The 14,709-nt window shown below is 73.5% G+C and carries 11 protein-coding genes; 8 read left to right on the plus strand and 3 right to left on the minus strand.

Annotation, left to right across the window (positions count from 1 at the left end; translation table 11 throughout):
• The first annotated feature begins 17 nt into the window (after positions 1-17).
• The 5 genes from IE295_RS02290 (at position 18) to IE295_RS02310 (ending at position 6,257) form a co-directional block, all read left to right on the plus strand.
• Positions 18-377, plus strand: coding sequence for an MmcQ/YjbR family DNA-binding protein (locus IE295_RS02290; RefSeq protein ID WP_372478795.1), 360 nt, complete (start codon positions 18-20; stop codon positions 375-377).
• Between the two features lie 104 nt (positions 378-481).
• The gene (locus IE295_RS02295; RefSeq protein ID WP_224322966.1) at positions 482-1,636 is read left to right on the plus strand and encodes a CaiB/BaiF CoA transferase family protein; all 1,155 of its coding nucleotides are present in this window, start codon (positions 482-484) and stop codon (positions 1,634-1,636) included.
• Entirely contained in the window at positions 1,633-2,775 is a 1,143-nt protein-coding gene (locus IE295_RS02300; protein ID WP_190061692.1) for an acyl-CoA dehydrogenase family protein, read from the plus strand. Before IE295_RS02295 ends, IE295_RS02300 begins: the two co-directional genes overlap by 4 nt.
• Before the next feature lie 64 nt (positions 2,776-2,839).
• On the plus strand, positions 2,840-4,054 hold the full coding sequence (locus IE295_RS02305) for an acetyl-CoA C-acetyltransferase (RefSeq protein ID WP_190061693.1): 1,215 nt from the start codon (positions 2,840-2,842) through the stop codon (positions 4,052-4,054).
• A 34-nt stretch (positions 4,055-4,088) separates the two neighbouring features.
• Positions 4,089-6,257 carry a 3-hydroxyacyl-CoA dehydrogenase NAD-binding domain-containing protein gene (locus IE295_RS02310; RefSeq protein WP_190061694.1) on the plus strand — a complete coding sequence of 723 codons (2,169 nt, stop codon included), beginning with the start codon at positions 4,089-4,091 and terminating at the stop codon, positions 6,255-6,257.
• Positions 6,258-6,295: 38 nt separating this feature from the next.
• Here the strand turns inward: IE295_RS02310 and IE295_RS02315 are convergent, their stop codons facing one another.
• Both IE295_RS02315 and IE295_RS02320 read right to left on the minus strand, forming a co-directional pair.
• Positions 6,296-7,033 (minus strand): MerR family transcriptional regulator, encoded by a 738-nt coding sequence (locus IE295_RS02315; protein WP_190061695.1) that lies wholly within the window; start codon positions 7,031-7,033, stop codon positions 6,296-6,298.
• A gap of 146 nt (positions 7,034-7,179) precedes the next feature.
• The gene (locus IE295_RS02320) at positions 7,180-8,691 is read right to left on the minus strand and encodes a M1 family metallopeptidase (RefSeq protein ID WP_190061696.1); all 1,512 of its coding nucleotides are present in this window, start codon (positions 8,689-8,691) and stop codon (positions 7,180-7,182) included.
• A gap of 192 nt (positions 8,692-8,883) precedes the next feature.
• Here IE295_RS02320 and IE295_RS02325 point away from each other — a divergent pair, with 192 nt between their 5' ends.
• Positions 8,884-10,854, plus strand: coding sequence for a Xaa-Pro dipeptidyl-peptidase (locus tag IE295_RS02325; RefSeq protein ID WP_190062367.1), 1,971 nt, complete (start codon positions 8,884-8,886; stop codon positions 10,852-10,854).
• Between the two features lie 47 nt (positions 10,855-10,901).
• Here IE295_RS02325 and IE295_RS02330 read toward each other — a convergent pair whose 3' ends face one another.
• Complete coding sequence (locus tag IE295_RS02330) at positions 10,902-11,852, minus strand: FAD-dependent oxidoreductase (RefSeq protein WP_190061697.1); 951 nt, start codon at positions 11,850-11,852, stop codon at positions 10,902-10,904.
• Between the two features lie 70 nt (positions 11,853-11,922).
• Here IE295_RS02330 and IE295_RS02335 point away from each other — a divergent pair, with 70 nt between their 5' ends.
• Positions 11,923-13,002 (plus strand): oxidoreductase, encoded by a 1,080-nt coding sequence (locus tag IE295_RS02335; protein ID WP_224322968.1) that lies wholly within the window; start codon positions 11,923-11,925, stop codon positions 13,000-13,002.
• Positions 13,003-13,015: 13 nt separating this feature from the next.
• The gene (locus IE295_RS02340) at positions 13,016-14,653 is read left to right on the plus strand and encodes an ABC-F family ATP-binding cassette domain-containing protein (RefSeq protein WP_190061698.1); all 1,638 of its coding nucleotides are present in this window, start codon (positions 13,016-13,018) and stop codon (positions 14,651-14,653) included.
• The last annotated feature ends 56 nt before the right edge of the window (positions 14,654-14,709 follow it).

A 14,709-nucleotide genomic window follows, 5' to 3' on the forward strand; every position in this document is an offset into this window, starting at 1 on the left:
CCCATGTGGAGGCCCCCGTGTCCGCCGCCCAGCGCACCAAGGTCCGTGAATTCGCCCTCTCCCTCCCCGGCGCCGTCGAGGAGTTCCCCTGGGGCGACGACGCGGTCGTCAAGGTCAACAAGAAGATCTTCGTGTTCCTCGGCGCCGAGGGGGAGAGCGAATCCCCCGGCATCTCCGTCAAGCTCAAGGACGAGGAGGCCCACGGCCACGCCCTGGCCGTCCCCGGCGCCGCGCCCACGGCGTACGGGCTGGGCAGACACGGCTGGGTGAGCGTCCCGCTCGCCGGCGCGCCCGCCGGCCTGCTCTGCGACTGGGTCGAGGAGAGCTACCGCGTCATCGCACCCAAGCGGCTCATCGCCCAACTCGACGCGCGATGAGGGGCGGAGGGGGCTTGTGGACGGTGGAACACGTTCTTAACATCACTGACAGCATGACTGTGACAGCAGTTGTGTCATAAGGCATCGAGCGTGGGGGCGGCCGCATGACGGAGACGATGGCGAGCGGTCCGCTCACCGGAGTGCGCGTGCTCGAGCTCGCCGGCATCGGGCCCGGGCCCTTCGCCGCGATGCTGCTCGCCGACCTCGGCGCCGACGTCGTCCGCGTCGACCGGCCCGGCGGGCCGGGGCTGCACATCGACCCGGCGTACGACATCACCAACCGCAACAAACGCTCGGTGCTCGTCGACCTCAAGAGCCCCGGCGGCCCCGCCGCCGTGCTCGACCTGGCCGGCCGGGCCGACATCCTCCTCGAGGGCTACCGCCCCGGCGTCGCCGAACGCCTCGGCGTCGGCCCCGACGCCGCGCTCGCCCGCAACCCCGCGCTGGTCTACGGACGGATGACCGGCTGGGGCCAGCAGGGACCCCTCGCCCACGCCGCCGGGCACGACATCGGCTACATCGCCGTCACCGGCGCCCTCGGCATGACCGGCCCCGCCGACGGCCCGCCCTACCCCGCCGCCAACCTCCTGGGCGACTACGCCGGCGGCTCCCTCTACCTCGTCGTCGGCGTCCTCGCCGCCCTCCAGCACGCCCGCGCCACCGGCACCGGACAGGTCGTCGACGCCGCCATCGTCGACGGCACCGCCCACCTCACCGCGATGATCCACGCCATGCTGGCGGCCGGCGGCTGGCAGGACCGGCGCGGCGCCAACCTCCTCGACGGAGGCGCGCCCTTCTACGGCACGTACGAGACCGCCGACGGCGGCCACATGGCCGTCGGCGCGCTGGAACCCCGCTTCTACGCCGAGTTCGCCCGCCTGCTGGGCCTCGACGACGCCGAGGCCGCCGCGCGCGCCGACGCCGGCCGCTGGGAGGAGCTGCGGGCGGCCGTCGCCGCGCGCTTCCGGCAGCGCACCCGCGCCGAGTGGACCGAGGTCTTCGAGGGCACCGACGCGTGCGTGGCGCCCGTGCTGTCCCTGCGCGAGGCCCCCGGCCACCCGCACCTGGCCGCCCGCGGCACGTTCGCCGAGCACGCCGGCATCACCCAGCCGGCCCCCGCCCCGCGCTTCTCCGCCACCCCCGGCTCCCTGCGCCGGCCGCCGGCAAGGCCGGGCGCCCACACCGCCGAGGTGGCCCGTGACTGGGGCGTGCCCGGCCTCGAGGAGACCGACCGGCAGAAAGGCAGCCCGAACAGATGAAGCGTCAGATCTTCACCCCCGGCCACGAGGCCTTCCGGGAGACCGTGCGCGCCTTCCTCGCCAAGGAGGTCGCCCCGCACTACGCACGCTGGGAGGAGGACGGCATCGTCTCCCGCGACGCCTGGCTGGCCGCCGGACGGCAGGGGCTGCTGGGGCTCGCCGTGCCCGAGGAGTACGGCGGTGGGGGCAACCCCGACTTCCGCTACGGCGTCGTGCTCGCCGAGGAGTTCACCCGGGCCGGAGCGGCCGGCCTCGCGGTCGCGCTGCACAACGACATGGTCGGTCCGTACCTGGCGAAGCTCTCCACCGAGGAGCAGAAGCGCCGCTGGCTGCCCGGCTTCTGCTCGGGGGAGACGATCAGCGCGATCGCCATGACCGAGCCGGGCGCGGGATCGGACCTGCAGGGCATCCGCACGGCCGCCGAGGACCGCGGCGACCACTGGCTGCTCAACGGCTCGAAGACCTTCATCTCCAACGGCATCCTCGCCGACCTGGTCGTCGTCGTGGCGAGGACGACGCCGGAGGGCGGGGCCAAGGGGCTGAGCCTGTTCGTCGTCGAGCGGGGCATGCCGGGCTTCGAGCGCGGTCGCAACCTCGACAAGATAGGCCAGAAGGCACAGGACACCGCCGAGCTGTTCTTCCACGACGTCCGGGTGCCCAGGGAGAACCTCCTGGGCGAGCTCAACGGCGCGTTCCTCCACCTGATGGCCAACCTCCCGCAGGAGCGGCTGAGCATCGCCGTGTCCGCGATCGCGGCGGCCGAGCACCTGCTGGAGGCCACCACGCGCTACGTCAAGGAGCGCGAGGCCTTCGGCCGGCCGCTGGCGAAGCTCCAGCACATCCGCTTCGAGATCGCCGAGATGGCCACCGAATGCGCCGTCACCCGCGCCTTCCTCGACCGCTGCGTCACCGACCACGACCGCGGCGAGCTCGACGCGGTGCACGCCTCGATGGCCAAGTGGTGGGCCACCGAGCTGCAGAAGCGCGTCGCCGACCGCTGTCTGCAGCTGCACGGCGGCTACGGCTACATGACCGAGTTCCCGGTGGCGAAGGCCTTCACCGACGGCCGGATCCAGACGATCTACGGCGGCACGACCGAGATCATGAAGGAGATCATCGGCCGTTCCCTGCTCTCCTGACCCTCCCCCTGCCCCCGGCGGGGGAACTCCCCGCTCCCCTCCGGCCCCCGAAAGGCTTACGACCTTGAGCACCGAAGCGTACGTATACGAGGCGATCCGCACCCCGCGCGGGCGCGGCAAGGCCAATGGCGCGCTGCACGGCACCAAGCCCATCGACCTCGTCGTCGGCCTCATCCACGAGCTGCGGCGGCGCTTCCCGGACCTGGACCCCGCCGCGATCGACGACATCGTGCTCGGCGTCGTCAGCCCCGTCGGCGACCAGGGCTCCGACATCGCCCGCATCGCCGCGATCGCCGCCGGGCTGCCCGACACCGTGGCCGGTGTCCAGGAGAACCGCTTCTGCGCCTCCGGCCTGGAGGCTGTCAACCTCGCCGCCGCCAAGGTCCGCTCGGGCTGGGAGGACCTCGTCCTCGCGGGCGGCGTGGAGTCGATGTCCCGGGTGCCCATGGCCTCCGACGGCGGCGCCTGGTTCGCCGACCCGATGACCAACTCCGAGGTCAACTTCGCGCCCCAGGGCATCGGCGCCGACCTGATCGCCACGCTGGAGGGGTTCTCCCGGTTCGGCGTCGACACCTTCGCCGCCCGCTCCCAGGAGCTGGCCGCGGCGGCCTGGAAGGACGGCCGCTTCGACCGCTCGGTGGTGCCGGTGCGCGACCGCAACGGCCTCGTCGTCCTCGACCGCGACGAGCACCTGCGGCCCGGGACCACCGCGGAGTCGCTCGCCGCGCTCAAGCCCTCCTTCGCGGCCATCGGCGAGCAGGGCGGCTTCGACGCCGTGGCGCTGCAGCAGTACCACTGGGTCGAGAAGATCGACCACGTCCACCACGCGGGCAACTCCTCCGGCATCGTCGACGGCGCCGCCCTCGTCGCCATCGGCAGCCGCGAGGTCGGCGAGCGCTACGGCATGCGCCCGAGGGCCCGGATCGTCTCCGCCGCCGTCTCCGGTTCCGAGCCCACCATCATGCTCACCGGCCCCGCCCCCGCTGCCCGAAAGGCCCTGGCCAAGGCCGGGCTGAGCATCGGCGACATCGACCTCATCGAGATCAACGAGGCCTTCGCGGCCGTGGTGCTGCGCTTCGCCAAGGACATGGGCATCGGCCTGGACCGGATCAACGTCAACGGCGGCGCCATCGCCATGGGGCACCCGCTGGGCGCCACCGGCGCGATGCTGCTCGGCACGGTCGTCGACGAGCTGGAACGCCAGGACAAGCGGTACGGGCTGGTCACGCTGTGCGTGGGCGGCGGCATGGGTATCGCCACGGTCGTCGAGCGCGTCTAGCCGCTCCCCCCTACCTCTGGAGACTTCGAGAACAATGAGCGAGCCCACCACCATCCGCTGGGAGCAGGACGGCGACGGCGTCGTCACCCTCGTCCTCGACGACCCCCGGCAGTCCGCCAACACCATGAACGACGCCTTCGCGGCCTCCCTCGCGGCGGTCGCCGACCGCCTGGAGAGCGAGAAGGAGTCCGTGCGGGGCGTGATCATCACCTCCGCCAAGAAGACCTTCTTCGCCGGCGGCGACCTGCGCGACCTGATCGCCGCGACGCCCGCCGACGCCCGGCGCGTGTTCGAGGCGGGCCTTGCCGTCAAGCGCGACCTGCGGCGCATCGAGACCCTGGGCGTCCCGGTCGTCGCCGCCGTCAACGGCGCGGCCCTCGGCGGCGGGTACGAGATCGCCCTCGCCTGCCACCACCGCGTGGCCCTCGACGCCCCCGGCTCGAAGATCGGCCTGCCCGAGGTCACGCTCGGCCTGCTGCCCGGGGGCGGCGGCGTCACCCGCACCGTACGCCTCCTCGGCATCACCGACGCGCTGCTGAAGCTGCTGCTGCAGGGCACGCAGTACGACCCCCGGCGCGCCCTCGAGGCCGGGCTGGTGCACGAGGTGGCCTCCGACGCCGACGAGATGCTGGCCAGGGCCCGCGCCTTCATCGACGCCAACCCCGAGGCCCGGCAGCCGTGGGACGTCAAGGGGTACAAGATCCCCGGCGGCACCCCGGCCAGCCCCCGCTTCGCCGCGAACCTGCCCGCCTTCCCCGCCACCCTCAAGAAGCAGACCGGCGGCGCCCCCTACCCGGCGCCGCGCGCCATCCTGGCCGCCGCCGTCGAGGGCTCCCAGGTCGACTTCGAGACCGCGCAGGTCATCGAGGCCCGCTACTTCACCGAGCTGGTCACCGGGCAGACCGCCAAGAACATGATCCAGGCGTTCTTCTTCGACATGCAGGCCGTCAACTCCGGCGCCAACCGCCCCCAGGGGACCGAGCCGCGCGCGGTGCGCAAGGTCGCCGTCCTCGGCGCCGGCATGATGGGCGCGGGCATCGCCTACGCCTGTGCCCGGGCCGGCATCGAGGTCGTCCTCAAGGACGTCTCGGCCGACAACGCCCGCAAGGGCAAGGCCTACTCCGAGGGCCTGCTCGCCAAGGCGCTGGCCAAGGGCCGTACGACGGAGCGCAAGCGCGACGAGCTGCTGGCCCGGATCACCCCGACCGCCGACGTCGCCGACCTCGCGGGCTGCGACGCCGTCATCGAGGCCGTCTTCGAGGACCCCGCGCTCAAGCACAAGGTCTTCCAGGAGATCCAGCACGTCGTGGCGCCGGACGCGCTGCTGTGCTCCAACACCTCCACCCTGCCCATCACCCTGCTGGCCGAGGGCGTCGAGCGGCAGTCCGACTTCGTCGGCCTGCACTTCTTCTCGCCCGTCGACAAGATGCCGCTGGTGGAGATCATCAAGGGCGAGCGGACCGGCGACGAGGCCCTCGCCCGCGCGTTCGACCTGGTCCGGCAGATCCGCAAGACGCCGATCGTGGTCAACGACTCGCGGGGCTTCTTCACCTCGCGCGTCATCGGGCGGTTCATCAACGAGGGCGTCGCCATGCTCGGCGAGGGCGTCCCCGCCGCCTCCGTCGAGCAGGCCGCCGCCCAGGCCGGCTACCCCGCGAAGGTCCTCTCCCTGATGGACGAGCTGACCCTCACCCTGCCCCGGAAGATCCGCGAGGAGAGCCGGCGCGCGGTCGAGGAGGCCGGCGGCACCTGGACCCCGCACCCGGCCGACGCGGTCATCGACCGGATGGTCGAGGAGTTCGGCCGCACCGGCCGCGGCGGCGGCGCCGGGTTCTACGACTACGCGGACGGCAAGCGGACCGGCCTCTGGCCGGGGCTGGCGGAGCACTTCGGCCGGGACGACGTCCGGATCCCGTTCACCGACATGAAGGAGCGCATGCTCTTCTCCGAGGCGCTGGACACCGTCCGCTGCCTCGAGGAGGGCGTGCTGACCTCCGTGGCCGACGCCAACATCGGCTCGATCCTGGGCATCGGCTTCCCCGGCTGGACGGGCGGCGCGCTGCAGTACGTCAACGGCTACGAGGGCGGCCTGCCCGGCTTCCTGGCCCGGGCGCGCGAGCTCGAGGCGGCGTACGGCGAGCGGTTCGCGCCGCCGGCGCTGCTGGTGGAGAAGGCGGAGAAGGGGGAGACCTTCACGGACTGATCCGCAGCGGCGCGGCGTACGGGGGCCCGGGCGGTGCCTCAGCCCCCGTACGTGGCCCGCAGCTCCTGCTTGAGCGACCGCTGGAAGGCCGTCACCAGCGCCTGCACCACCAGCGGCTGCATGTGGGCCGACAGCGACTTCATGGCCTCGACCTCCTCCGGGTCGCTCTCCCGGGCGCTGTAGGGCCCCCACACCTCGTCGTGGAAGAGCCGGGTCAGCTCGCGGGCCGTGGCGCGGGCGTGCTCGAGGAGCACGGCCCGGGCCGCGCGTATGGTCTCCAGCCGCAGGGGCACGTCCAGCAGCTGGACGCCCAGCCCCAGCAGGGCCGGGTCCACCCGGAAGGTGTCGTCGTCGCCGTCCGTCCGCTCCACCACGTGCATGGCGACGAGCCGCTCGACGTCCTCCTCGGTCAGCGACCGTCCGGCCCGCCGCTCCAGGTGCGCACGGGGGGTCTCCTCCGCCTTGTCCGGGGTCCAGGAGGCCACGAGGGCACGGTGGATGGCCAGGTCGTGGGCGCTGAGGTCGTCCGGGAGGCGCCGCAGGTAGCGCTCGATGGCGGCCAGCGTCAGCCCCTGGTGCTGCAGCTCCTCGATCAGCGCCAGCCGCGAGAGGTGGCCCTGGCCGTAGCGGCCGACCCGGCGCGGGCCGATCTCGGGCGGGGGCAGCAGGCCCCGCGCGCCGTAGAAGCGCACCGTGCGCACGGTCACCCCGGCGCGGGCCGCCAACTCGTCGACGGTGAGGTGCGTTTCCGCCGCGTCCTCGGCTTCGGTGGCCATGTGCGGTGCCCGCCTTTCCTGCTCGCGCCCTTCCGGCTCAACAGTATTGCTGTGCCACCACCGCTGTGAAACCTCGTGGCCGGATGCGGCGAAGGGCCCGTCGCCGGTGGCGACGGGCCCTCGCGTGCGACCGGAGCGGGTCCGGGTCAGTGCCGGTGGGCCCGCTGGGCCTCCTGGATCTTCTTCCAGGACTTGGGCTCGGCGGCCTTGAGCGACTTGCCGGACGCGCCCGCCGTGGCCTTGCCGATGCCGTCCTTGGCGGCGGCGGCCGCGCTCGGCTTCGAGGCGGTGTTCAGCCAGGTGTCGAACAGCTTCTGCAGCGGCTTGCCGGAGGCCTTCTCGGCGAACTTCACGAAGTCCTCGACCGAGCCGTTGCCGAAGCGGTTCTGCTCCGTCCAGTCCTTGATCAGCGCGAAGAACGTCTTGTCGCCGACCTTGTTGCGCAGCGCCTGCAGGGCGATGGCGCCGCGGTTGTAGACGGCGGAGTGGAACTGCTTGTCCGCGCCCGGGTCGGACGGCTTGACCTTCCAGAACTCGTTGTCCGCCGGAATGCCGTTGTAGATGTAGTCGGCGAGCTGCTGGGCCGTGCCCTCGCCCTCCTTCTCCGACCACAGCCACTGCGCGTAGGTGGCGAAGCCCTCGTTGACCCAGATGTCACGCCAGTTCTTCACCGAGACGCTGTCGCCGAACCACTGGTGCGCGAGCTCGTGCACGACCAGGGAGGTGTTGGCGCCGTTCGCGAAGCCCGAGGGGCTGTAGTACGGCCGGGTCTGGGTCTCCAGCGCGTAGCCGGTCTTGACGTTCGGCACGTAGCCGCCGATGGCGTTGAAGGGATACGGCCCGAAGACCTTGCTCTCCCAGTCGATGATCTCGGTGGTGCGCCCGACGCTGGCCTTGGCCGAGGCGAGGTTGTCGCCCAGGTCCTTGCTGTAGGCGTTGAGGACCGGCAGTCCGTCGGCCGTCTTGTCGGTGGTGATGTCGAACTTGCCGACGGCCAGCGTGGTCAGGTAGCTGGCCTGCGGCTTGGTGGCGCGCCAGTTGTAGCGCGTCCATCCCAGCTTGGAGGTCTGCGACTTCAGCTCGCCGTTGCTGACCGTCTGCAGGCCGTCCGGCACCGAGACCGAGATGTCGTACGTGGCCTTGTCGCGCGGGTGGTCGTTGCTCGGGAACCACCAGACGGCCGACTCCGGCTCGTTGGCCACGACGGCCCCGTCCGGGGTGCGCTGCCAGGCCGAGTAGCCGCCGATCTTCACCTGCGACGGGGTGTCGCTGTAGCGGACGACGACCGTGATCTCCTTGCCCTGCTCCAGCGGGGAGGCGGGCGTGATCTCCAGTTCGTGGTCACCGGTCCTGGTGAACGCGGTGGGCTTGCCGTTGACCAGCACCTCGCTCACCTTCAGGGCGAAGTCGAGGTTGAAGCGGGAGAGCGCCTGGGTGGTGGTGGCGGTCAGCGTCGCCGTGCCGTCCAGCTTGTCGGACTTCGGCTCGTACTTCAGCCGCAGGTCGTAGTGGGAGACGTCGTAGCCGCCGTTGCCCGACGCCGGGTAGTACGCGTCTCCGGCTCCCGGCGCGCCGGGCGTGGCGTCGGCGGCCGAAGCCGGGACCGCCAGCAGCATGAAGGCGGCGGCCGCGCTCGGAACGATGAGTCTGTGACGCACGAGTCACTCCAACTCGTAGGGGGGCGAAAGATCACTCGGAGCCTATGTACTCATTGAGGGAAGGGCCATGTCCATGGTGCGTTCCGACATGTGATCGACATGTGGGTGTCATGAGAACGCTCCCGGCCACCTCCTGAACACCCCCGACCCCTTCTGTCCGCTCGCCCCCCGCGCTACCGTCCGCCCGTGCCGATACACACGCGGAACCACCGCACAGCGTGGACAACTCCCTTGGTGGCGGCCCTGACAGCCCTGGCCGCCCTTCTCCTGCCGGCCCCGCTCGCCGCCTCCGCGGCGGCCGCCGTCCCGGGCGCGGCGGACGAGAGCAGACCCGTCTACTCCTACGACCGGGCCGTACGCGAATCCGTCTGGGTGGACACCGGGATCGACGGTGACGGCGACGGCCGCACCGACCGGGTCGCCGTCGACGTCATCCGCCCCCGCGAGCCCGCCGAACAGGGCCGCAGGGTACCGGTGGTCATGGACGCCAGCCCGTACTACTCCTGCTGCGGCCGAGGCAACGAGAGTCAGAAGAAGACCTATGACGCGCAGGGGAAGCCGGTCCAATTTCCCCTGTACTACGACAACTTCTTCGTACCGCGCGGCTATGCCGTCGCCCTGGTCGACCTCGCCGGAACCAACCGTTCCGACGGCTGCGTCGACGTCGGCGGCCGCTCCGACATCCAGTCCGCCAAGGCCGTCGTCGACTGGCTGAACGGCCGCGCCCGCGGCTACGCCTCCCGCACCGGCCGGGCGGCCGCCCGGGCCGACTGGTCCACCGGGGCCGTCGGGATGATCGGCAAGAGCTACGACGGCACCATCGCCAACGGCGTCGCAGCCACCGGCGTACCGGGCCTGAGGACCATCGTCCCCATCGGCGCCATCAGCTCCTGGTACGACTACTACTTCGCCCGGGGCGCTGCCCTCTTCGGCAGCGGCCCCGACGCCCTCGCCGACCGCGTCGAGAGCCCCGCCGCGCGCGGCCGCTGCCAGGCCGTGCAGCGCGCGCTCGTCCAGGGCGCGCCGCGCAACGGCGACTGGACGCCGCTGTGGAGCGAGCGCGACTACCTGCCGGACGCCCGCAAGGTGCGCGCCAGCGTCTTCGCGATCCACGGCATGCAGGACCTCAACGTCCGCACCAAGCACTTCGGCCAGTGGTGGGACGCCCTCGCGGAGCAGGGCGTGGAGCGCAAGGTGTGGCTCTCCCAGGCCGGGCACGTCGACCCCTTCGACTTCCGCCGCGAGAGCTGGGTCCCCGCGCTGCACCGCTGGTTCGACCACTACCTGATGGGCTACGACAACGGCGTCGAGCGCGAGCCGATGGCCGACATCGAGCGTGCGCCCGGCCAGTGGACCACCGACCGCGTCTGGCCGCCCGGCGCCACCGCCCCCACCACCCTGCGCCCCGCCCCCGGCCCGGCCCCCGGCGTCGGCACCCTGGGCACCCGGCCCGCGCCCGCCGGGGCCGTGGGGGCCTTCACCGACGACCCGCGGCTGAGCGAGAGCGACTGGGCCTCCCGCGTCGACGAGACGACGCCGGCCAAGGCCGGCTTCACCACCCCGCCGCTCACCGCCGGCCTGCGGCTGTCCGGCTCCTCGACGGTCCGGCTCACGGTCACCCCGTCCACCGCCTCCGCCCACCTGTCGGCCGTCCTCGTCGACCTCGGGGCCGCAGAGATCCGCGACTACGCCGCGGGCGGCGAGGGCATCCGCACCCTGGCCGACCGCACCTGCTGGGGCAGCGGCACCACCGGCGACAGCGGCTGCTTCAAGCGCACCGAGGCGGACACCGCGAACGTCGCCCACACGGTCTTCAGCCGCGGCTGGGCCGACCTCGGCCACCACGCCGACCTCTCCCACGGCGGCCCGCTGACCCCCGGCCGGCCCTACACCATCACCCTCGACCTGGCCGCCACCGACCACGTCGTCCCCGCCGGCCACCGCCTGGCCCTGATCGTCGCCGGCACGGACGCCCGCCTGCTGGAGCCGGCCTCCACCACGCCCCGGCTGACCGTGGACCTCGCCCGCAGCGAGGCGAGCCTGCCGTTCGTCGGCGGCCGGCGGGCCTTCGCCCGTGCCACGCGCCACAGCGACCCGGCGTACGAGCGTCCCCGCGCACCCCTGAACGGCCTGCGCGCGCCCGCGCCCGCACCCCTGCGCTGACCCGGCCCTCCGACGCGGGGCGGCCCCCGGCCGGGAGCCGCCCCGCGTCAGCCCTCCACCAGGTCCGCCGCCTCCACCGCGCACCCCCAGGACACCGTGATGCCGGCGCCGCCGTGGCCGTAGTTGTGCACCAGACGGGCACCCGACGGCAGCCGCTCGGCCTCCAGCCGCACGCGCGGGCGCCCCGGCCGCAGCCCCACGCGGTGCCCGAGGATCCGGGCCTGGGCCAGCCGGGGGAACACCCGCGAGCAGCGGCTGATGATCGCCTGCGCGGTGCACGGCGAGGGCGTGCGGTCCCACACGTGCTCGCAGGCCGTGCCGCCCAGCACCACGCCGTACGGCTGGGGGAAGACGTACAGGGTGTCGCCCTTGTGGTCGTCGACGGCGGTGAACCACTCCTCGACGCCCGGGTTCTCCACCACGACCAGCTGGCCCCGCACCGGGTGGACCGACGGATCGGGGACGAGGTCGCGGGCGCCCAGGCCCGTGCAGTTCACCACCGCCGCGGCCCCCTCGCCCGCCTCCGCGAGCGAACGCACCGCGCGCACCGTGACCGTGCCGCCCGCCGCCGCCAGCCGGCGCTGCAGGTAGGCGAGATGGGCGGCCATGTCGAGCAACGGCAGCCGGGTGCGCACCCCCCGGTCGTACCCGCGCGGCAGCTCCGCCTCCCGGGCCGCCCGCAGCCCCGGAACCCGCGCCGACCACGGCCCCAACTCCGCCGGTGTCAGGCCCGCGTGCGTACCGGAGGCCATCCGCACCCCGGTCTCCGGCTGCCCGGCCAGCCCCGCCATGACCGGCAGCGAACGCAGCGCCCAGCGCCCGGCCGCCTCCTGGGGCTGTATCCGGTAGGGCCACCACAGCCCGCCGGCCATCGCCGACGTGGTCTCCGAGGACGGCGAGCGCGTCAACACCTTGACGCCGCGCCCGCGTTCCGCCAGCACGACCGCGCTGGTCAGGCCGATGACGCCGGCGCCGACCACGATCACATCGCTTGCCATGGGGGTGACGGTACAGGCGAAAACGCCGCCGCCGGGCTCGAAGCGGCGCACGCGGGGGAATAGACCGTGCATGGCAGTGGAGTACGCGTCCCTCGCGCTGGAAGCGGTGCCCCGCGCCGGCGCGGAGCCGACCGCCGGCGCCGGTCAAGTGCGCCGGGAATCAACCGACTTCGTCGTCGACGGCAGACCCCTGCTCGCGCTCCTCGCCGCGGCCGGGGCCGTCTCGCCGCTCGCCTCCGACGTGGCCCCCTCCCCGCTCACCCCGCACGCACGCGCCCTGCTGCCGCAGGACGGGCCGTGCGCCGATCCGCCGCTGGAGAGCGGGCGATACGTCCTCTACGCCTGCCCCGAGTGCGCACGGCTGGAATGCGGGGTCGTCACCGCCGTCGTCGAGCGCGAGGGCGCGGACGTCGTCTGGCGGGACTTCGCCTGGCAGACCGGCGAGAGCACCGACCCCGCGCGCGACGGCTACCCCGGCGTCGGGCCCTTCCGCTTCCGCGCCGACGAGTACCGCGCCGCGCTCGCCGCGCTGACGGCCGACGGGACCGCCCCGCCCGCCCGGCGCGCCCTGCTGGTCGGCCCCCGCGTCGCCCTCTTCGCCCGCGCCGCGGCCGGGCTGCGGGCCGGCGGCATCGGCGCGGAGATCACCCACGACGCGGCCGGAGCTCACGCGGACGAGCTACGGACGTACGGGGCGGTGGCGTTCGACCGTACGGTCGATGAGGCGGAACGCGCCGCAGTGCGGGCCGCGTTCGCGGCGGCGGGCGGCGACGTGACCTTCCTCGAGACGCCGGCGCCGGCCGCGGAGCTGCTGGTCGCGCAGCTGGAGCAGGCGCTGCGGAGCGTCCCCGGCGGCGAGCGCCGGCTGACCGGGCTGAGCGCGGTGGCGGGGGAGGCGCGCGTGGAGACGGCCGAGGCCTGCCGGGTGCGGGTGACGGCCTACCGGCCCGGGCGGCTGCGCGGCGCCCGGATGCTCGAGGTGTTCGACGGCCTGCTCGAGCCCGGCTGCCACCGGGTGCCGCTCGGGCCGCGGGTGGCCTTCGTCGTGGCGCGCACGTACGGCGACGTCCTGGTCACGCGGGTGGGCGCCGGGGCGCACGGCCGGGCGCACGACGAAAACCGGTTCGGCGCCCGGGAGGCCACCGGATAGAGTCGGTGGCCTCATGAGTGCCACCCTCGTCGCCAAGGATCTCGCCGCCGGGCACGGCGACCGCACCCTCTTCTCCGGACTCGACCTCGTCGTCGCGCCCGGTGAGGTCATCGGTCTCGTCGGAGCCAACGGCGCGGGCAAGTCCACCCTGCTCCGCCTCCTCGCCGGCCTCGACCGGCCCGAGGAGGGCACGCTGCGGCTCAGCCCGCCGGCCGCGACCGTCGGCCACCTGCCCCAGGAGCCCGAGCGGCGCGAGGGCGAGACGGTCCGCGCCTTCCTCGCCCGCCGCACCGGCGTCGCCGCCGCCCAGACCGCCCTCGACACCGCCACCCAGGCCCTCGTCGTCGGCGCCCCGGGCGCCGACGACGCCTACGCCACCGCCCTCGAGCGCTGGCTGGACCTCGGCGGCGCCGACCTGGACGAGCGGGCCGACGAGGTCGTCGGCTCGCTGGGCCTGACCGTCGGCCTGGACCGGCCCATGACCGCCCTCTCCGGCGGCCAGGCCGCCCGCGCCGGGCTGGCCTCGCTGCTGCTCAGCCGCTACGACGTCTTCCTGCTGGACGAGCCGACCAACGACCTCGACCTGGACGGCCTGGCCCGGCTGGAGGAATTCGTCACCGGCCTGCGCGCCGGCACGGTCCTCGTCAGCCACGACCGCGAGTTCCTCGCCCGCACCGTCGACAAGGTCCTCGAGCTCGACCTCGCCCAGCAGCAGGTCAACCTCTACGGCGGCGGCTACGCCGCCTACCTGGAAGAGCGCGAGACCGCCCGCCGGCACGCCCGCGAGGCCTACGACGAGTACGCCGACACCCGCGCCTCGCTCGAGGCCCGCGCCCGCACCCAGCGCAACTGGATGGAGAAGGGCGTCAAGAACGCCCGCCGCAAGGCCTCCGACAACGACAAGATCGGCCGGAAGTTCCGCACCGAGTCGACCGAGAAGCAGGCCGCCAAGGCCCGCCAGACCGAGCGCCTCATCGAGCGGCTCGACGTCGTCGAGGAGCCCCGCAAGGAGTGGGAGCTGCGGATGGAGATCGCCGCGGCGCCGCGCTCCGGCGCGGTCGTGGCGACCCTGCGCGGCGCGGTGGTGCGGCGCGGTTCCTTCACCTTCGGCCCCGTCGACCTGCAGATCGACTGGGCGGACCGGGTCGCCGTCACGGGCGCCAACGGCTCCGGCAAGTCCACCCTCCTCGCCGCCCTGCTCGGCCGGCTGCCGCTGGACGAGGGCAGCGCCGCGCTGGGGCCGGGCGTCGTCGTGGGCGAGGTGGACCAGGCCCGGGCCCTGTTCTTCGGCGGCGAGGCCCTGCTCGACGCCTTCGGCGCCGCGGTCCCCGAACTGGCACCGGCCGACGTGCGCACCCTGCTGGCCAAATTCGGCCTCAAGGCCGCGCACGTACTGCGCCCCGCCGTCACCCTCTCCCCGGGCGAGCGCACCCGGGCCGCGCTGGCCCTCCTGCAGGCCCGGGGCGTCAATCTCCTCGTCCTGGACGAGCCCACCAACCACCTCGACCTCCCGGCGATCGAGCAGCTCGAATCGGCGCTCGAGTCGTACAACGGGACGCTGCTGCTGGTGACGCACGACCGGCGCATGCTGGACGCTGTCGCTGTGACCAGGCGCCTCGAGGTGGCCGAGGGACGCGTTACGGAGCAGTGAGTGCCAAACGCCGGACGGACTGATTTCAGCCCGTCCGGCGTTTGAGGACCGGGGTC

The sequence above is a fragment of the Streptomyces griseocarneus genome, assembly GCF_014655595.1.
GTDB lineage: Bacteria > Actinomycetota > Actinomycetes > Streptomycetales > Streptomycetaceae > Streptomyces > Streptomyces griseocarneus.

Excerpts from the sequence above, each read along its gene's own strand:
- IE295_RS02295 (WP_224322966.1), top strand. The coding sequence starts at position 482 with ATGACGGAGACGATGGCGAGCGGTCCGCTCACCGGAGTGCGCGTGCTC.
- IE295_RS02300 (WP_190061692.1), top strand. The coding sequence starts at position 1,633 with ATGAAGCGTCAGATCTTCACCCCCGGCCACGAGGCCTTCCGGGAGACC.
- IE295_RS02310 (WP_190061694.1), top strand. The coding sequence starts at position 4,089 with ATGAGCGAGCCCACCACCATCCGCTGGGAGCAGGACGGCGACGGCGTC.
- IE295_RS02315 (WP_190061695.1), bottom strand. The coding sequence starts at position 7,033 with ATGGCCACCGAAGCCGAGGACGCGGCGGAAACGCACCTCACCGTCGAC.
- IE295_RS02330 (WP_190061697.1), bottom strand. The coding sequence starts at position 11,852 with ATGGCAAGCGATGTGATCGTGGTCGGCGCCGGCGTCATCGGCCTGACC.
- IE295_RS02335 (WP_224322968.1), top strand. The coding sequence starts at position 11,923 with ATGGCAGTGGAGTACGCGTCCCTCGCGCTGGAAGCGGTGCCCCGCGCC.
- IE295_RS02340 (WP_190061698.1), top strand. The coding sequence starts at position 13,016 with ATGAGTGCCACCCTCGTCGCCAAGGATCTCGCCGCCGGGCACGGCGAC.